General features: G+C 72.0%; 17 protein-coding genes. 9 read left to right on the top strand and 8 right to left on the bottom strand.

Annotation, left to right across the window (positions count from 1 at the left end):
- Entirely contained in the window at positions 1 to 273 is a 273-nt protein-coding gene (locus tag AB0B72_RS11810) for a hypothetical protein (RefSeq protein WP_367738580.1), read from the top strand.
- Positions 274 to 384: 111 nt separating this feature from the next.
- Here AB0B72_RS11810 and AB0B72_RS11805 read toward each other — a convergent pair whose 3' ends face one another.
- The 8 genes from AB0B72_RS11805 to fdxA form a co-directional block, all read right to left on the bottom strand.
- Positions 385 to 972 carry a hypothetical protein gene (locus AB0B72_RS11805; RefSeq protein WP_367738579.1) on the bottom strand — a complete coding sequence of 196 codons (588 nt, stop codon included), beginning with the start codon at positions 970 to 972 and terminating at the stop codon, positions 385 to 387.
- Between the two features lie 131 nt (positions 973 to 1,103).
- Positions 1,104 to 1,682, bottom strand: coding sequence for a TIGR00730 family Rossman fold protein (locus tag AB0B72_RS11800; protein ID WP_367738578.1), 579 nt, complete (start codon positions 1,680 to 1,682; stop codon positions 1,104 to 1,106).
- Between the two features lie 77 nt (positions 1,683 to 1,759).
- A complete protein-coding gene (locus AB0B72_RS11795; RefSeq protein WP_367738577.1) occupies positions 1,760 to 2,518 on the bottom strand; it encodes a TIGR00730 family Rossman fold protein in 759 nt (252 codons plus the stop codon).
- A gap of 248 nt (positions 2,519 to 2,766) precedes the next feature.
- The gene (gene dapE, locus AB0B72_RS11790; RefSeq protein WP_367738576.1) at positions 2,767 to 3,828 is read right to left on the bottom strand and encodes a succinyl-diaminopimelate desuccinylase; all 1,062 of its coding nucleotides are present in this window, start codon (positions 3,826 to 3,828) and stop codon (positions 2,767 to 2,769) included.
- Positions 3,829 to 3,865: 37 nt separating this feature from the next.
- Complete coding sequence (locus AB0B72_RS11785; protein WP_367738575.1) at positions 3,866 to 4,666, bottom strand: hypothetical protein; 801 nt, start codon at positions 4,664 to 4,666, stop codon at positions 3,866 to 3,868.
- A 22-nt stretch (positions 4,667 to 4,688) separates the two neighbouring features.
- Positions 4,689 to 5,330, bottom strand: a complete 642-nt coding sequence (locus AB0B72_RS11780; RefSeq protein ID WP_367738574.1) for a DUF4178 domain-containing protein — start codon at positions 5,328 to 5,330, stop codon at positions 4,689 to 4,691.
- An 11-nt stretch (positions 5,331 to 5,341) separates the two neighbouring features.
- Positions 5,342 to 6,421: a succinyldiaminopimelate transaminase gene (gene dapC, locus AB0B72_RS11775; RefSeq protein WP_367738573.1), complete on the bottom strand. Its 1,080-nt coding sequence runs from the start codon at positions 6,419 to 6,421 to the stop codon at positions 5,342 to 5,344.
- 108 nt (positions 6,422 to 6,529) lie between these two features.
- Positions 6,530 to 6,856 carry a ferredoxin gene (gene fdxA, locus AB0B72_RS11770; protein WP_367738572.1) on the bottom strand — a complete coding sequence of 109 codons (327 nt, stop codon included), beginning with the start codon at positions 6,854 to 6,856 and terminating at the stop codon, positions 6,530 to 6,532.
- 96 nt (positions 6,857 to 6,952) lie between these two features.
- On the opposite strand from fdxA, the gene AB0B72_RS11765 reads away from it, so the two are divergent.
- From AB0B72_RS11765 to AB0B72_RS11730, 8 genes are all read left to right on the top strand, one after another.
- Positions 6,953 to 7,195, top strand: coding sequence for a hypothetical protein (locus tag AB0B72_RS11765; protein WP_367738571.1), 243 nt, complete (start codon positions 6,953 to 6,955; stop codon positions 7,193 to 7,195).
- Between the two features lie 85 nt (positions 7,196 to 7,280).
- Complete coding sequence (locus AB0B72_RS11760; protein ID WP_367738570.1) at positions 7,281 to 8,354, top strand: ABC transporter substrate-binding protein; 1,074 nt, start codon at positions 7,281 to 7,283, stop codon at positions 8,352 to 8,354.
- Positions 8,355 to 8,538: 184 nt separating this feature from the next.
- On the top strand, positions 8,539 to 9,291 hold the full coding sequence (locus AB0B72_RS11755; protein ID WP_367738569.1) for a trans-aconitate 2-methyltransferase: 753 nt from the start codon (positions 8,539 to 8,541) through the stop codon (positions 9,289 to 9,291).
- 47 nt (positions 9,292 to 9,338) lie between these two features.
- A complete protein-coding gene (locus AB0B72_RS11750; protein WP_367738568.1) occupies positions 9,339 to 11,786 on the top strand; it encodes a hypothetical protein in 2,448 nt (815 codons plus the stop codon).
- Positions 11,787 to 11,790: 4 nt separating this feature from the next.
- Positions 11,791 to 13,854 carry a UvrD-helicase domain-containing protein gene (locus AB0B72_RS11745; RefSeq protein ID WP_367738567.1) on the top strand — a complete coding sequence of 688 codons (2,064 nt, stop codon included), beginning with the start codon at positions 11,791 to 11,793 and terminating at the stop codon, positions 13,852 to 13,854.
- A gap of 48 nt (positions 13,855 to 13,902) precedes the next feature.
- Entirely contained in the window at positions 13,903 to 15,771 is a 1,869-nt protein-coding gene (locus AB0B72_RS11740; RefSeq protein ID WP_367738566.1) for a sigma factor-like helix-turn-helix DNA-binding protein, read from the top strand.
- A gap of 130 nt (positions 15,772 to 15,901) precedes the next feature.
- Positions 15,902 to 17,284, top strand: coding sequence for a cysteine--tRNA ligase (cysS, locus tag AB0B72_RS11735; protein WP_367738565.1), 1,383 nt, complete (start codon positions 15,902 to 15,904; stop codon positions 17,282 to 17,284).
- 149 nt (positions 17,285 to 17,433) lie between these two features.
- A complete protein-coding gene (locus AB0B72_RS11730; protein ID WP_367738564.1) occupies positions 17,434 to 17,973 on the top strand; it encodes a winged helix-turn-helix domain-containing protein in 540 nt (179 codons plus the stop codon).
- The last annotated feature ends 40 nt before the right edge of the window (positions 17,974 to 18,013 follow it).

Here is an 18,013-nt window from a genome sequence, read left to right as displayed (position 1 = left end):
ATGACGCGTGTGATTGGGCCGGCCGACGTGATCGAGCCCGGCTGGGTGGAGGCGCGCTCCCTCCGTGAGGTGGCGGAGCTGGTCGCGACCGGCCACACCGTCGTCGTGACCCTCCCCGACGACGAGACGGAGGCGATCGCGGCGGCCGCCGCCTACGCCTGGGCGGGCGCGAACGTGTTCAGAACCACACATCCCGTACGGCAGGCCCTCGACATGACCGAGGCGCTCCTCGGCCTGCGGCCGCCGGCCCTCGCCCGGCGCGGCCTCGCCTGACGGCGCGCCGGAGACCCGCCTGAAACGTCCCGGGCCCTTGAGCGGCACGTCGCCCGCAGGCGTCGCACGGCAGGTCGGCGTCTCGTGGCCCGTCAGCGTGCCGGGCATCGGCTAGCACCCGCTCTTGGCGCATTGACCGGGGACGGTCCCCTCGGGGCCGTCGGCGGCGGAGTACGGGACGCCGTCGCCGGCGCCCGAGCTCCCCTGGGGCTTCTTCGTGGGCGCCGTGGTGTTCTTCCCGGAGTCGGTGCGGGCGCCGGATCCGCCGCCCGCGGCGGCTGAGCCGCCCGAGCCGCCCGAGCCGCCGCTGCCGCCCGGACCGCTCGCGCCCTGGCCGGAGGCACTGTCATCCGTGCCCGGACCGGCGTTCGCGTCGCTCCCGCCCGCGGCCGGGCCGTCGCCGTCCGCCGCCTGCCGGTCACCTGCCTGCTGGTCATCACCCTGGTCGCCACCGGCCTCCTGGTCGGCGGCGGTCGGCTGGGTGGCCGCCGGGGCGGCCGGGCCCTTGGAGGAGCCGCCGTCGCCGTTCAGCAGCGCGAAACCGGCGCCGCCGGCGGCGAGGAGGGCTACCAGCGCGGAGGCGGCGATGACGGCGGTCCGCCTGCTCCGGGGCCGCGCCCGCGGGCCCGGCTCCGAGGAGAGGATCTCCTCGCTGGGAGGATGCGGCGCGCTCGCCGGGTGATTGACCTGGCCGTACATGGAACGACTCCCTGCGGTCGTATCGGGGGAAAGCCTCGGCTTCCGCGGGTGACTGACCACAGTAACGGCATAAGGGGGCAAACCGCCCAGATAACGCACTATCCCCAGGAGTTTCCCAGGGCGGCCCGCCGCTACGACTCGCCAAGCTCCTCGCCGGTCGGGCGGAGATGGGGGGCGGGCTTGCCGAGCAGGTCGAGGGCCTCCTCCACCGTGGTGGCCCAGGAGATCCCGTCGTAGACGTCCGGGCGGGTGAAGCCCTGCTCGTAGAGGCTGTCGACCAGCACGCGCAGCGGCGCGTACAGGCCCCATGGGTCGAGGACCACGAGCGGCCGCTCGTGGAGGCCCAGCACGCGGGACGTCCAGATCTCGAACAGCTCCTCCAGCGTGCCGATGCCGCCGGGCAGCACGAGGAAGGCGTCGGACCGGGCGTCCATGACGCCCTTCCTCTCCCGCATGTCACTCGTGACGATCAGCTCGTCGGAGTCGGTGTCGGCGATCTCGATGTCCACCAGCGCCTGGGGGATCACGCCGATCGTGCGGCCCCCACCGGCGCGGACGGCCCGCGCGACCTCGCCCATGCACGAGACGATCGCCCCGCCGCTGACGAGCCCGTGACCGCGCCGCGCCAGCTCCTCTCCCACCTGCCGGGCCAGCTCGACGTACTTACGGTCGATCTTCTGGCTGGACGCACAGAACACGCAGACGAACACGCGACCCCCTCTTTCCCGCCACCACGGTACCGGCCGGACACCACGATGAGCCGTACGGCCTTGGCCGTATCGGGTGGTCAGGATTCGCGGTGGGCGGCGTCGCGCCCGCGGTCGGACTCCACGATGAGCCGTACGGCCTCGTCGGGGTCGTCCGTCACGGAGATCAGGTCGACGTCCTGCGCGGAGACCTTGCCGGTCCGGAGCAGGGTGGTCCGGATCCACTCGATCAGCGGCTCCCAGAAGCCCGACCCCATGAGGATCACCGGGAACGAGGTCACCTTGCGGGTCTGCACCAGGGTCAGCGCCTCGAACAGCTCGTCGAGCGTGCCGAACCCGCCGGGCAGGGCCACGAAGCCGCTGGCGTACTTCACGAACATGGTCTTGCGCACGAAGAAGTAGCGGAACTCGACGCCGAGGTCCACGTAGTCGTTGAGGCGCTGCTCGTGCGGCAGCTCGATGCCGAGCCCGACCGACACCCCGCCCGCTTCGAGGGCGCCCTTGTTCGCGGCCTCCATGACGCCGGGGCCGCCCCCGGTGATGACCGCGTAGCCGGCCTTCGCCAGGGCGGCGCCGACCCGTACGCCCAGCTCGTAGTCGGAGGCGTCGCCGGAGGTCCGGGCGGAGCCGAACACGGTCACAGCGGGGGGAAGGTCGGCGAGGGCCCCGAACCCCTCCACGAACTCGGACTGGATGCGCAGGACCCGCCACGGGTCCTCGTGCAGCCATCCCGTCGGCCCCTTGCGGTCGAGGAGCCGCTGGTCGTAGGTGGAGTCGGGCACTTGGCCGCCGCGCATCAGGGAGGGGCCCTGGCGGCGCTCGGGTCTGTCGTGTTTCATGCGATCACGCTAACGGGAACGGAGTGGTGCCCGGAGCCTTCCGGAGCACGCCCGAGGGTGGCACACGCCGCCCCACGGGCGGCCGTCGCCCGGATGAAGAAATCTTGAAATTCCTGCCGCTGCGGCGGAACCGGCTCTCGCCGACGTCCCGTCTAAGAGGTGAGGGTGCTGCTCGGGACGAAAGTGGCTTTCCCCGCCAAATGGCCGGCGAGGAAAGCCACTTTCTTTTGTGCCTCCAGCCTCCGGGATCAGAGGGGGCCGGTCAGCCAGCCGGTCAGCCGCCGCTCGCTGTCCACGATGGTGTCCAGCCGCACGTGCTCTCCGCTGGTGTGGGCGACGTTCGGATCGCCGGGGCCGCAGTTGACGGCGGGCATGCCGAGCGCGGAGAACCGCGCGACGTCGGTCCAGCCGAGCTTCGCCTTGGGCGTGCCCCCGATCGCCGCCGCGAACGCCGCCGCCACGGGATGGGTGAGCCCGGGGCGCGCGCCCGGGACGCCGTCGGTCATCCGGACCTCGAAGCCCTCGAACACCCCCCGGACGTGGTCGAACGCCTCATCGAGGGTGAGATCCGGCGCGAACCGGTAGTTCACGGTCACCACGCACTCGTCCGGGATCACGTTCCCGGCCACGCCGCCCCGGATCCCGACCGCGTTGAGGCCCTCATGGAACTCCAGCCCGTCGACCACCGGGCGCCGGGCCTCATAGCCGCCGAGGATGTCGATCACCGGCTTGATCCCGTGGATCGCGTTCCGGCCCTCCCACGACCTCGCGCTGTGCGCCCGCGCGCCCCGGACGGTGACGTCGGCGCGCAGCGTGCCCTGGCAGCCGCCCTCGATCAGCCCGTTCGTCGGCTCCATGACCACCGCGAAGTCGCCGGCCAGCCAATCAGGGTGCTCGCGGGTGAGCCGGAGGAGGCCGCTGCGCTCGGCCTCGATCTCCTCGCAGTCGTAGAAGACGAAGGTGACGTCCCGGTTGGGGCGCTCCAGCAGGCAGAGCTTGAGCTGCACGGCCACCCCGCTCTTCATGTCGGAGGTGCCGCATCCGTAGAGGAGGTCGCCCTCGCCCCGGCTCGGCAGGTTGCCGGCGACGGGCACGGTGTCGATGTGGCCCGCGATCACCACGCGCTCGGCGCGCCCCAGCTCGGTGCGGGCCACCACGCTCTGGCCGTCCCGCCGTACGGTCAGGTGGGGCAGCGGGAGGAGCGCCTCCTCGATGGCGTCGGCCAGCTCCTTCTCGCCGCCGCTCACCGACTCGATGTCCACCAGCCGTGCCGTCAGCGAGCGCACATCCTGCGCGAGGTCAAGCCGCATGCTCCCGACCTTAGTGGACGGGCCGCCCGGCGGCCGCTCACGCCACCTGGACGGACTTGGCGGGTTTGTCGTCCTTCAACCAGCCGTCGTGCCCGGTGGCGGCGCTCCAGGACACGCCGTCGTAGCGGACCTGGCGCAGACCGTACTTCTGCGCGTGCACCACGTACCACTCCGCGACCAGCCAGCCTCGCTTGACCGCCGAGTCGTCGCCGAGCGCCCGCAGGAGCTGCTTGCGCGCCGCCGCGGTCTGCGGCTTCACCGGCTTGTCCGCCGGGGGGTACCAGCAGTGCACCGCCTTGGGGACCCGCCCGGTGAACGCCCCGGACAGGATCCGGGCCGTGACCTCGTGCTGCGCGTACGCCGAGCCGTCGGCCGACCTCTGCACCGCCTGGGCGGCCTCGTGCAGCGGCATCGTGCGGTAGTGCTTCACCTTCACCAGGGCGGTGAAGAACTTCCTGGTCGCGTAGACCGGGTCCTGGAGCTGCTTGACCGTCCCCCAGCCCTGGGAGGGCCGCTGCTGGAAGACCCCCACCGAGTCGAGGTCGCCGTACGGCAGGTTGGACAGCTTCGACTCCTGGATCGCGGTCACGTAGGCGACCTGCAGCGCCCGCTCCGGGAGCTCCCGCTTGGCCGCGACCGCGGCGATCGTCGCGGCCACCTGCGCCTGGTCGATGTCGATGTCGAGCGTGCCCTCGGAGGTCTTGATGAGGCAGTGTTCACCCAGGGCGAACGGCTGGGCCTTCTTCATCACGTGGTAGGCCCCGTAGAGGATTCCGGCGGTCAGCAGGACCACGATGACCATGACGGTCAGGGCTGTTCTGGACAGACGCCGATTCACCTAGGAGAACCTACCCGCCCGATCAGGGCAGGCGCTCCACGCGGATCGACCCGGGGGTCAGGGCCCGTGCGTAGGACGCCTTCCACTGGCCGCCCTGCACCCGCTGGAACGACAACACACGGCCGTCCTGAGCGCGGTAGTCGGCGTAGTCGAGCAGGCCGCGGTCGGGGAGGCCGGTCATCCCCTCGGACCGGAAGGCGGCGGTGCCGCGCTCCAGAGGGTGGAACTCCACGCCGTCCACGATCAGCATGTGCTTGGCGGGCACCATGCCCTGGGTCGGCACGTCGGTCCAGAGCAGGACCTCCAGGTGGCGGGCCTCACCCTCGGCGAGGGGCGCCCGCTCCTTGACGGATAACCAGTTGTAGCGCCGCGCCCCCTCGTCGAGCAGGTACTCCGTCCACTGGTCGCCCTGCATGGACAGGTGGAGGATCCCGATGGCGCGGTAGCGGGCGGCCTCGACGTAGACGGTGTCCCCGAGCATGATCGACCTCGGGTCGAAGTAGCCGGCGTCGTCGTCGACCGCCGTGACGGCGGGCTCGGGCTCTCCCGGAGGCCGCCGGGGCGGCGGGGCGGGCTCCCGCTCCTGTCTGGCGGTGACCACCAGGGCTCCGAGCACGACGACGATCGTGGCCAGGCTCACCAAGAGCACGATCACTGTCGTCATGGCGCGCGATCCTACTGGAGGCGCGCGGCCGCCGCATCGACGCGCTCGTCGGTCGCGGTGAGGGCGACGCGTACGTGGCCGTGTCCGGCGGCCCCGTAGAACTCGCCGGGCGCGACCAGGATGCCCCGCTCGGCCAGCGAACGGAGCTGGTCCCAGCAGCCGGTGCCGTCGGTGGCCCACAGGTACAGCCCCGCCTCGGAGTGCTCGACCCGCCAGCCGGCCCGCTCCAGGGCCGGCCGCAGCACCGCCCTGCGGCGCGCGTACCGCTCCCGCTGCTCCTCGGCGTGGGCGTCGTCGTCCAGCACGGCCGCCATCGCCGCCTGGACGGGGGCAGGCATGATCATGCCCGCGTGCTTGCGCACCTCCAGCAGGCGCTGGACGAGCCGCGGGTCTCCCGCGACGAAGGCGGCCCGGTATCCCGCCAGGTTCGACCGCTTCGACAGTGAGTGGATCGCGAGCAGGCCCTCGTGGGAGCCGTCGCAGACGTCGGGGTGGAGGACGGAGATGGGGTGGTTCTCCCAGCCCAGCTCGATGTAGCACTCGTCGGACGCCACGACGGCGCCCCGCTCGCGCGCCCACGCCACGACCTTGCGCAGGTGCTCGGCGGGCAGCACTCTCCCGGTGGGGTTGGACGGCGAGTTCACCCAGACGAGCGGCACCCGCTCCGGGCCGAGCCCCAGCAGCCCGTCAGCGGCGTACGGCTCCGCACCCGCGAGCCTGGCGCCGACGTCGTACGTGGGGTAGGCCAGCTCGGGGAAGACCACCCGCTCACCCGGCCCCACCCCGAGCAGCGTGGGCAGCCACGCGACGAGCTCCTTGGAGCCGATCGACGGCAGGATCGCGGCCGGGTCGACCGTCACGCCGTGCCGGCGCCGCAGCCATCCGGCGGCCGCCTCGCGCAGCCTGGGCGTGCCGTACGTCAGGGGATAGCCGGGGCTGTCGGCGGCGGCGGCCAGCGCGGCGCGGGCGACAGCGGGCACCGGGTCGACGGGCGTGCCGACCGACAGGTCGACGATCCCCCCGGGGTGCGACCTGGCCAGCTCCTGGTACGGCGTGAGCCGATCCCACGGGAAATCCGGCAACGCGATCAAGAAAATCCCCCAGTCCCAACGGATGCCCATCGAGCGTCGTCCGCCCGATGGGTCCCCGTCATCGCGCGATCTCAGCCGGAGGGGTGAGATCGCCGGACAACGCGTCGATCAGTGGTCTTCGGCCTGCGGCGGGAGCGCCGCCACCACGGCGTGGTCCTTGTTGATCTTCCCGACCTTCGAGGCGCCGCCAGGCGAGCCCAGCTCCTCGAAGAAGTCGACGTTGGCCTTGTAGAAGTCCTTCCACTGCTCGGGAAGGTCGTCCTCGTAGAAGATCGCCTCTACCGGGCAGACCGGTTCGCAGGCCCCGCAGTCCACGCACTCGTCAGGGTGGATGTAGAGCATGCGTTCGCCCTCGTAGATGCAATCGACGGGGCACTCCTCGATGCACGCCTTGTCCAGGACGTCCACGCAAGGCTGCGCGATGACGTACGTCACCTCGGGCTCCTTCTGGGTTGCACGACTCGACCGCGGTTGCTAGCCCTAGTATTGCGGTGCGCGTCGGGTAGCCGGAACAGGAGGGGGCGAATCACTGTGGGCCCTCACCTCGGAGCGCGGCTGGTGGTCGCCGTAACCCCCGCTGACGTGGGGCGACGGGTGACCGTGCGGCGGAGCGTGCCCGAAGGCTTCCGCGACGTCGTCGGCGTGTTGGAGTCCTGGAGCGACGGCGTGCTCGCCGTGCGCAAGCGCGACGGCACCGTGGTCGAGATCGCCGAGGAGACGCTGGCCGCCGCCAAGGTCGTGCCGCCGCCTCCCGCGAGGCCCTCCCCCGCGTAATGTCCCGGCGGTCGGCGCGTGCGGCGCGGGTAATGCGCCGCGTGGCTCCTCGATCGGCGGCCGGAGGTCACGGAACATACTCAGCGTGACCATACGTGCCTGTGCTGTAGTGGTGATGCTCGCCTCCGTGGCCGCCGCGTGCTCGAAGCCGCCCGCGGAGAACAAGCCGCTGCCTCCCGTGAACCCGCGTGCGGCGAGCCTGAGCGCCGGCTTCGCCACCATGGAGCGGCTGGTGGAGACGGCCAAGAAGGAAGGCACCCTCACCGTCGTGGGGCTGCCGCGCACCTGGGTCGGCTACGGCGAGATCATGGACCGGTTCTCCGACAAGTACGGCATCAAGGTCGTGTCGCTCTCACCGGAGGCCGCCAGCCGGCAGGAGATCGATCTCGCCAACCGTCTGCGGGGCGGGCAGGCCCCCGACGTCTTCGACCTCGGCATGGACGTGGCGACGGCCAACGCCAAGCGGTTCGCGCCGTACCGGGTCACCGGCTGGGCCGACATCCCGGACCCGCTGAAGGACCAGGACGGGCGCTGGTACGCCGCCTACGGCGGTTACATGTCGATCGGCTACGACTCGCGCAAGGTCCCCGCGCCCTCGTCGTTCGCCGCGCTCGCGCGGCCGGGAGCCCAGGTGGCGCTGCCGGGAGACCCGCTGCGGATGGCCTCGGCCTTCAGCGGGGTCATGGCCGCCTCGATCAGCGGCGGGCACCCCGACGCGGCGCGCGGCGTCGACCTGTTCGCCCGGCTCAAGAAGGGCGGCATGCTGGGCACGCCCGACCGCGCCACCGCCGTGCTCGACTGGGACTACATGAACGCGGCGCGGGCCGCCGCCCGCGAAGGCGGCCACTGGCGGGTCACGATCCCCAAGGACGCCGTGCTGGCCTCGTACTACATGCAGGCGATCAACGTGGACGCCCCGCACCCCGCCGCCGCCCGCCTGTGGGAGGAGTTCCTGCTGTCCGACGAGGGCCAGAACCTCTTCCTCAAGGCGTACGCCCGGCCGGCCCGCATGGAGGGCATGGAGATGCGGGGCGGGATGGACCGGGACGCCGCCGCCAAGCTGCCTCCGGCGTCCGGCGCGCCGGTGATCCTCACCATCCCCGAGCAGGACGCAGCCAAGTCCTACCTCAAGGCGCACTGGGCCCAAACTGTGGGCTGATTCGAGCTTCCCGGATCCCGGGAAGCCCTATCAAGGCGGGCAGATCTCGCGCGGGCATACGAAGCCGTAAAGTGTGTCGTTATCTCAGCAATCTCAGAAGTGTGCATGAGATCGCGGTAACGCGGACACCGGGCACGATGTGTCAGAATGCGAGCCGATCTTGCGGTACGAAACCCCTAGTCTCATGAGGTGGAACGCCCGCGCCTACGACAGCTCCTTCGGTTACGTCTCGGCGCAGGGGGCGCCGCTCCTGGAGCTGCTCGACCCTCAGTCAGGTGAGCGGGTGCTCGATCTCGGCTGCGGCACCGGCGTGCTGACGGCGCAGATCGCCGCCCGCGGCGCCCAGGTGCTGGGAATCGACGGCTCCCAGTCGATGATCGAGGCGGCCATCGCCCAGCATCCCGGCCTGGACTTCACCGTCGGCGACGGCCACGACTTCACCGTCGCCCAGCCGTACGACGCGGTGTTCTCGAACGCGGCGCTGCACTGGATGAGCCGCGACCCGGACGCCGTGATCGCCTGCGTCCGGATGGCGCTGCGCCCGGGCGGCCGGTTCGTGGCCGAGATGGGCGGAGCCGGCAACTGCGCGGCGCTGACCTCCGCGATGCTCACCGCGTGGCGCGAACACGGCCTGCGCGAGCCCGAGCTGCCCTGGTTCTTCCCCAGCCCGGCCGAGTACGCCAGGAGGCTGGAGAACGGAGGCTTCACGGTGCGGCTGCTGGAGTACTTCGACCGGCCCACTCAGCTCGACGAGTGCCCCAACGGCGCGGCCGACTGGGTGCGGATGTTCGCGGGCTCGCTGCTCGACCGGGTGCCCGTGGCGACGGTGGAGCCGCTGCTCCGCAGGGTCAACGAGCTGGCCGCCCCCGCGCTGCGGCACGAGTCCGGCTGGATGGCCGACTACGTACGCCTGCGGTTCGCCGCCGTCCGTCACTGACAAACTCCCACTAAGCCTGGGCGATTTGCCAGACTATGGTCTGGTCTTTGAGTGATGGGGAACGCATGAACTTCTGCCTGAGTGACCTTGTGCCACCACTGCGCTGGAGTGACGCTGCCCTGATCCGACCGCTCACCGAGCAGCGGGGGTTACCGGACGCCTGGTGGCGGAGCCTGCCGCTGCACCGCGTACTCGCCGTGATCGACGCCGAGGCGCTGGGCGAGTTGCTGACGGACCTGGCGCTGAGCCACTGGCCCGCCGCCGCCGTGGGCGACGTGCTGCCGGCGCTGCACGTGCTCGACCCCGACGACGCCGACGACCCCCAGGTCGCGATCGCGCTCGACCGCGCCGGGTCGTGGCCCGGCCTGCTGGCGCTCTCCGGCCGGGAGCTGGCCGATCAGCCCTTCGTCAAGGCGCGCCCGGTGCTCACCGCCTTGTTCGGCGCCGTCTTCGTACGGCTGTCGCCGCCCGTCGCGCACCGGTCCCACCCGTACGGAGGGGCTCCCCAACGTGCCGGAGGCGTCCCCGCTGTGGGCGCCTTGGGTGCCGTTGGCCCCGGGGACGCCGGGGAGCCCTTGGAGCGTGCCGAGCCCGCCGGGGCCGGCCTGGAGGGTCTGGAGCCCGCCGAGGCGCCGTCCGGCGATGTCGTCCTCGCTGAGGCCGCGCTCGCGGCGACCCTGGAGCGGGATGGCGACGCCGGGGACGACGCCCCGGACGCCGTCGCAGACTCCGTCGCGGAGGACTTCACCGATGACGCCGACGCCGCTGGAGAGCACGAGAGCGCGGAAGACGACGCCGAGGCCGTCGCTGACGCCGACGCCGACGCCGAGGACATGGACGACGCGGACTACGCGGAAGACGGAAAGTTCGCAGAAGACGCCATCGCCGAAGACGACTCCGACGCCGGGGACGAGGAGGACGAGAGCGCGGAAGACGACGACGCCGGCGACGAGGACTACGAGGATTACGAGGCCGACGAGGCCGACGAGGCCGACGAAGACTCCGCCGAGGACGACATCGGGGAAGCGGACGACGACATCGCCGAGGACGAGGCGACCGCCGACGACCAAGATGACGCGTACGAACGGGACGACGCGTACGAACAGGACGACGTCGAGGACTCGGGGGACGACTTCCGGGAAGAGCAGGGCGGTGTCGCCGCGGGATTCGGCGAGCCGGACCTGGAGGCGGCGTCCCCGAACGGAGGCGTGCCGGGAGCCGTTCCCGCGGTGGTCCCCGAGCCGCCCGCCGGTTATGACTTCCCGGCCCTGATCGACGCGGCCTTCGCCGACCTGGACGACCAGACCTGGATGGTGGCCCAGAACCGGGTGTTCACGGAGGCGCCGTCGGCGGTGCAGGAGCTGGCCAAGCTGCTCGCCGTCTCCCCCGAGGCCATCCACCAGTTGGAGAGCGGCCTGCGGACCAGGCTGGTGGGGTGGCTCACGCTGCCCGAGGCCGCGCCGTACATCACGCATCTGGCCTGGCTCGCCGACCGGCTGGGAACGGCGGCGCCGAAGGCGCTGCTGGTCGAGGCGGCGGAGTGGCACCGGCGCGAGCTGCGCTCCCTGGAGGTGCCGGCCTGGCAGTTCGTGGTCGCAACGCTCCCGGGTTACCGCGTCAGCGGCGACTGGCTGGTCGCCGGGGACGTCGAGGAGCTGAGGGAGCGCACGCGGGACCTGATCGCCGGGACCGAGCGGCCCCCGACGGTACGGCAGGCGCTGGAGATGGTCGTCTCCCTCGGCGTCCGGCCGGAGGTGGCCAGGCAGTGGCTGGAGAGCGTCCCCCAGCTCCGCGTCCGCAGCGGCCTCAACGGCGCGCACCCGCCGTCGGCCGACGCCGAGCCGCAGGAGCCCCAAGCCCGCGCGGCGTGGAAGGAGCCCGGCCCTCCCGGAGGCCAGACTCCAGGAGGACAGGCTCCAGGAGGACAGGCTCCAGGAGGACAGGCTCCAGGAGGACAGAAAGGCCAGCCGGAGCGGCACCAGGGGCAGCTCAAGGACGTCGCGCTGACGCGGCGCTGCTTCCGCCAGCCCGACGGGCGGTGGTGGCTCCGCGTGGACGTCACCGGCGCCCACCTCGACGGCGGCGAGGTGTCCCTGCCGACCGGGTTCGCCGCGTACGTGGGCCTGACGCCGGGCGACAGCCGTACCGTCCGGAGCGCCGCCGGTGACGTCGCGCTCGCCTGGCACGCGCGGCCCGTGCTCGGATCGCTGAGGCAGATCCTCACGGAGGTGGCGGCCAAGGAGGGCAGTCACATCTTCCTGACCCTGTCGGAGGAGGGCATGCTGCGGGTGCGGCACCTGCCGGCGGCCGAAGGCGGCGACCCGACGAGCCTCGCCCTCCGGCTGGTGGGCTACACCGCGCCCGGAGGCACAGAAGACCAGGCCGTACGTGTGATCGCGACGAGGATCGGGCTGGCGGGGCCGGTCAGCCGGCCGGAGCTGCTCGCGCGGCTGCGTGAACGCGGGGACCGCGATCTGCTGTCCCTGCTGGGATAGCCCCGTGCCCCGGCTCGCGATCTCCCCGGAGTTCACCCTGGGGCTCGGCACTCTGACCCGGCAGGTGCGGCGGGACGCCGTCGTCTCGGTCCGCCGGTTCCTGAACGGCTCCCCCGCCGCGCCGCACCCGGAGCGTGTGCGGGGAGGACGGGACCCGCGGGTCGCGACGCTACGGCTCGCCGACCGCCATCGCGGCGTGGCAGTACGGCAGAGCGACGTCTACTGGCTGCTGACCGTGCTGCCGGACGCGGAGGCGTGGTCGTACGCCCAGCGGCACAGGTTCGGCGTGAACACGGCCATCGGGGTGGTCGAGACCTGGGACGCGGAGGCGCTGGAACGGGTCGAGCCCGCCCTGAGCAGGGCGGCGCTGAGCTCGGACCGGCGGCTGTTCGACCGGTTCTGCGACACCGACCTGCTGGCCGTCGGGATCGACCACCGGCTGCTGCCGTTGCTCCGGCTGATGACGTCGCAGAGCCACCTGACGGCGGTGGAGCCGCTGCTGCCGCAGAGCCAGGCCGCTCCTCTCGCGGCGCTCGCCCGTGGCGGCTCATTGGGCGCGGCCTGGCGTGAGCTGGACCGCTGCCGTTCCACCGCCGCCGACTCGATCGACCCCGACGATCTTGCCGCCGCGTTGCGGCGCAGCCCCGACCAGGCCGTGTTCGCGGCCGACCAGCAGGAGCTGACGCGGATCCTGACGATGCCGCACTGGTGCACGTTCCTGCACCCGCCGCAGCACACGTACGCGAACTGGGCGAGCTACGACGGGCCGGTGCTGGTCACGGGCGGCGCGGGGACCGGCAAGACGATCGTCGCCCTGCACCGGGCGGCCCACCTGGCCAGGGCGGCCGCCGGCCCGGTCCTGCTGGTGACCTTCTCGCAGAGCCTCGCGTCCGATCTGTCCGCGCGGCTCAACATGATCATCAACGACGACGTCGTACGCAAGCGGGTCGAGGTGGGGAACGTGGACCGCCTGGCCCACCGCCTGGTCTCGCAGGCCGAGGGCCGCTCCCCCGCCCTGGTCGGCGCCGCAGACCTGGCGGAGCTGTGGCGGGAGGCGGCGGGAGACCGGTTCGGCGCCGCGTTCCTGCTGCGGGAGTGGGAGCAGGTGATCCTCGCGCAGGATCTGCGGACGCTGGAGGAGTACCAGGCCGCCGCCCGCCCCGGCCGCGGCGTGCCGCTGGACCCGGACTCCCGGGAGCTGGTCTGGAACGCCGTCCAGCACGTGATGGAGCGGCTGCGGGCCTCCGGACGCCGGACGCTGCTCCAGCTCGCCTCCGAGGCGGCGGGCCTGCTCGGCCGGTCCGTCGGCGACCTCCTCGGCGACGAGGCGCCGGGGCGGGAGCCGTACCGGCACATCGTGGTCGACGAGGCGCAGGACCTGCACCCGGCGCAGTGGCGGTTGCTGCGCGCGGCGGTGCCCGACGCGCCCGACGACCTGTTCGTCGTCGGAGACCCCCACCAGCGGATGTTCGACGCGCGGACCGCGCTCGACGACGTAGGGATCCGCGCCAGGCGGCTCCACCTGACGATCTCCTACCGGCTGCCGCAGGAGATCCTTTCCTGGGGGGTGCGGCTGCGCGGCGGCGGACCGGCCGACGGCCTCGTCGCGGGCAACGCCGGGCTGTACGGCTACCGCGCCGTCGGGCGGCCCGGCCTGCGCCCGGTGGTCCGCGGGTACGTCACCCCCGAGGCGGAGATCGCCGGGCTCGTCACCCATGTCGCGGCGTGGATCGGGGAGGGGGTGCCGGCGACCGAGATCGGAGTCACCGCGCGCACCGCCGATCTCGTCAGAACCGCCCGCACCGCTCTTCGCGAAGCGGGCATCACGGTCAAAGTAACCATGCTTCACGGGATGAAAGGTCTGGAATTTCGCCGGGTGGCCGTGATAGGCGTGACGGATGGGATCGTGCCGGCGCCTCACGCGCTGACCCCGGCCGAGGAGGACCCGACGGCCCGGGCGAACGATCGGCAACGAGAACGGGGGCTGCTTTACGTGGCGTGCACGCGGGCGGGCGAGTTGCTCTACGTGTCCTATTCCGGCCGGGCGAGTCCCTTCCTGCCGGTGTGATCCCCTAGTCTGAACTGCGGATATTTTCCCCTTGCCGGTTGGACCTGCATGAATCTGAGCCTTAGCGACATCGTGCCTCCGCTGCGCTGGACCGCGCCCAGCCAGGTGGAGCCGATCGCGAGCGACCCCGGTCTGCCCGACGCGTGGTGGCAGGCGCTCCCGCTCGACCGGGCGTGCGCGGCGGTGGGAACCGCCCAGGTCGCCTCGCGGCTGGCCGACCTCACCACCGCCTGCTGGGCGCACCTGACGCTCGGAGACATCATGCCGCTGCTCAGGTTCACCGACCCGGCCGAAAGCCTCCAGACGCCCGGGCCTCGCGAGAGCGTCCACGCGCTCTTCACCGGCGTGATCGACCGCCTGCTGGCCACCGAGCCCGACGAGGAGGCCGCCGGCGCGCCGGTCCCTCCCGCCCTGCCCGAGCGTCCTCTCCCGGAAGTCATCGACGAGATCTTCGCCAGGCTCGACGACCGGCAGCGGGCCATCGCCAGGGACCGCCTCTACTTCGACTCGTCCCAGCATCCCGGCCAGACCGCGCAGCGCGCCACGCTCGACGAGCTGGCCCAGCGCTTCTCCGTGACCCGCGAGCGCATCCGCCAGATCGAACGGGACCTGCGCGACCACGTCACCGCGTGGCTGGCCGGCCCCGACGCCGCGCCGCTCAACGCGCACCTGTCCTGGCTGCGCACCCGGCTCGGCTCCGCCGCCCCCGCCGACGACCTCGCCGCGGCCGTCCCGTGGCACCGCACCGAGCTGACCACCCTCGCCATCCCCGCCTGGCGGTTCGTCCGCACGCTGCTGACGGGCTACGAGCAGGTGGACGGCTGGCTGGTCGCGGGAGGCGCCGACGAGCTCAGGGAGAAGACCCGGCAGCTGTTCGGCGACGGGCCCCAGCCCCTCGACGAGGCCGTGTCGATGGTCGCCCAGCTCGGCATCCGCGAGGACGTGGGAGAGCGATGGCTGGGGGCGGTGCCCCAGCTGCGCGTGCTCGACGGCCAGGTGGTGCCGTGGCCGCGCAGCGTCAACGACAAGGCCGAGGCCGTGCTGGCCGTCGCCGGCTCCCCGCTCGCGCCGGAGGACATCCAGGCCCGGATCGGCGAGGACTACAGCCTCGTCGGCATACGCAACCAGCTCGCCGGGGACGAGCGCTTCATCCGGCTCGACCGCAACAAGTACGGCCTGCGGCGCTGGGGCGGCGACGAGTATCTCGGCATCCGCGAGATGATCGGCCGGGAGATCGAGCGCTCGGGCGGCGAGGCGTCGGTGAACACGATCGTCGACAGCCTCACCTCCCGCTACGACGTGACCGAGAGCTCCATCCGCGCGTACGCGGGCGGGCCGGGCTTCGAGCGCACCCAGCGCGGCTGGATCAAGGTCGCCGGGCAGGATCAGAGCGGGCCCTACCAGCCACGTCGCGACGTGTCCATGACCCGCCGCTGCTTCCGCAGCAGGGACGGCCGCTGGTGGCACCGGGTGGACGTCAACGCCGAGCACCTGCGCGGCTCGGGGTCGCCGCTGCCGACCGGCTTCGCCGCGCATCTCGGCATGGCGCCCGGCGGGCAGCTCACCGTGTCGACCGCGGCGGGCGAGGTGGTGATCAGCTGGCACAACCAGCCCACGATCGGCTCGATCAGGCCGGTGCTGGCGAACTACAACGCCTCGGAGGGCGACCACGTCTTCCTCACCGTCTCCGACGGGGGCGAGCTGCTCACCCGGTTCCTGCCGGCCGCGTCGGCCGGTCTGCCCACGCTCAACAAGGCGCTGCACCTGATCGGCTACACGGCGCCCGTGGCGTCGGAGGCCGAGGGGCTGCGGCTGATCGGCGCCAGGATCGGCCTGGCCGAGGGGGCCTCCCGCGAGGAGGTGCTCGAACGGCTACGCGAGCGGGGCGACCGGGACATCGTGCGCTTCCTGTCCTGACGGCGTACCCGAGCTGACGGCGTACCCGAGCTGACGGCGTCTCCGCGTGCACGGCGCGTCCGTCAGCGACGGCACGTCTGCCGGGACGGCGTTCGATCACGCCGCGCGGGGCACGGCATAGGCTCGGAGCATGCTGCGGCTCTATGACACGCGCGCCCGCCAGGTCGAGCCGGTCGTCCCCCAGGGGGCCCGGATCCTGCGGATGTACACCTGCGGGCCGACCGTCTACCGCCACGCCCACGTGGGCAACCTGCGGTCCTACCTGCTCGCCGACCTGATCCGCCGGGTCGCGGAACGGAAGGGCCTGCGGGTCGTCACCTGCCGGAACGTCACCGACGTGGGGCACCTCGTGGACGACTCCGACACCGACCCCGCCGGCGAGGACAAGGTGCTGGCGCAGGCGCGGCGGGAGAGCCGGTCCGCGCTGGAGATCGCCCGGTTCTACGAGGACGCCTTCCAGGCCGACACGCTCACGCTCAACATGCGCCCGCCGGAGCACTCCCCCAGGGCCAGCGAAACGATCGATCTGATGATCGAACTGATCGCCCGGCTCATCGAGAAGGGCCACGCGTACGCCGTACCGGACGGATCGGTGTTCTTCGACGCCGCGTCCTTCCCCAGTTATGGGGAAATTTCCGGAAACCGGCTGGACCAGTTGCAGCCGGCGTACCGCATCGAGGCGGTCGACGAGCGCAAGCGCTTCCACGCCGACTGGGCCCTGTGGAAGCCCGCCGATCATGAGCTGACCTGGGAGACGCCGTGGGGCAGGGGCTTCCCCGGGTGGCACATCGAGTGCTCGGCGATGTCGCTGCGCTTCCTCGGTGACCGGTTCGACCTCCACACGGGCGGCATCGACCTGCGCTTCCCGCACCATGAGGACGAGCGGGCCCAGTCGAACGCCGCGACCGGTCACGAGGTGGTCGGCCACTGGGTGCACGGCGAGCATCTGCTCTTCGAGGGCCGCAAGATGGCCAAGTCGACCGGCAACGTCGTGCTGCTTTCCGACGTCGCCGCGGCCGGCATCGACCCCCTCGCCGTACGGCTGGCCCTGATGGAGCACCGCTACCGGCAGCAGATGAACCTGACCTGGGACACCCTGCACGCCGCCGACCGGACGCTGCGGCGGTGGCGCAGGCGGGTGGCGGAGTGGGCGGAGTCTCCCAGCCGCCCCATCGAGGCGGGGTACAAGACGCGAATCCAGGAGGCGCTCGACGACGATCTCGACACCCCCCTCGCTCTGCGGCTGCTGCGCGATCTCGAACGCGACGAGCAGATCCCGCCCGGGGCGAAGTTCGAGACGTTCCTGCACTTTGACCACATCCTGGCGCTCGACCTGCCGGCCGACATCGGGAGGATCCCGGTGCTCCCGGCGGGAGCGGGCGAGCTGCTGGAGCAGCGGGAGCGGGCCCGGTCGGCGGCTGACTGGGCCGCCTCCGACCGCATCAGAGACGAGCTGGCCGACCTCGGCGTCAAGGTCGCCGACACCCCCGACGGCCAGACCTGGGCCCTCTGAACAGCTAAAGCCTCGACAAGGGGCCGGCCACGGGCACGGCGGACACCTCCGGCCCCGCAGCCCGTCGCAAGCGTGAATCCAGATTACGGAACTTAAATGGGTCTTGTCGGTGAGCTGACGAGGGCCGATCTGGTCTGTATGACCGGGGTGTGCGGTATGCGCAAGGCGGCGGCTTCACCCCCCAGGAGCAGCGGCGCCGCGAGGAGGTACGGCTGCGCGCAGCCGAGATGTTCGAGCAGGGGGTCACGAACGCGGCGGTGGCCCGGACGTTGCGGGTCACCCAGAGGTCGGTGGAGCGGTGGCGGCGCGCCTGGCGTGAGGGCGGCACGGCGGCGCTGGCCTCAGCAGGCCCGCACGCGCTGCCCCGGCTCAGCCCGGCGCAGTTCGCCCGGCTGGAGACCGAACTGCAACGCGGTCCGCTGGCGCACGGGTTCGCCGACCAGCGCTGGACGCTGATGCGGATCAAGACGCTGATCGGCCGTAAGTTCCACCTCGACTACACCGTCCAGGGGGTGTGGTACCTGCTGCGGCGTAACGGCTGGTCCTGTCAGCGGCCCGCCCGGCGGGCGATCGAGCGCAACGAAGCTGTGATCGAGGTGTGGAAGAAGGAGGTCTGGCCGCAGGTGGAAGATCCGCGGCGGCCAACGGCGCCTGGATCTGCTTCGAAGACGAAGCCGGTCAAGGGCTGAGGCCGCCTGTCGCTCGTACCTGGGGCCGGCGCGGACACAC

The organism is Microbispora sp. NPDC049125, from assembly GCF_040802045.1.
Lineage (GTDB): Bacteria > Actinomycetota > Actinomycetes > Streptosporangiales > Streptosporangiaceae > Microbispora.
Note: the sequence above shows the minus strand (reverse complement) of the source record. Positions and strands in the feature narration are given on the sequence as shown.

Bases quoted from the DNA above. Each gene is read 5' to 3' on its own strand.
- AB0B72_RS11810 (WP_367738580.1), top strand. From the start codon at position 1: ATGACGCGTGTGATTGGGCCGGCCGACGTGATCGAGCCCGGCTGGGTG.
- AB0B72_RS11805 (WP_367738579.1), bottom strand. From the start codon at position 972: ATGTACGGCCAGGTCAATCACCCGGCGAGCGCGCCGCATCCTCCCAGC.
- AB0B72_RS11795 (WP_367738577.1), bottom strand. From the start codon at position 2,518: ATGAAACACGACAGACCCGAGCGCCGCCAGGGCCCCTCCCTGATGCGC.
- dapE (WP_367738576.1), bottom strand. From the start codon at position 3,828: ATGCGGCTTGACCTCGCGCAGGATGTGCGCTCGCTGACGGCACGGCTG.
- AB0B72_RS11780 (WP_367738574.1), bottom strand. From the start codon at position 5,330: ATGACGACAGTGATCGTGCTCTTGGTGAGCCTGGCCACGATCGTCGTC.
- AB0B72_RS11755 (WP_367738569.1), top strand. From the start codon at position 8,539: ATGAGGTGGAACGCCCGCGCCTACGACAGCTCCTTCGGTTACGTCTCG.
- AB0B72_RS11740 (WP_367738566.1), top strand. From the start codon at position 13,903: ATGAATCTGAGCCTTAGCGACATCGTGCCTCCGCTGCGCTGGACCGCG.
- cysS (WP_367738565.1), top strand. From the start codon at position 15,902: ATGCTGCGGCTCTATGACACGCGCGCCCGCCAGGTCGAGCCGGTCGTC.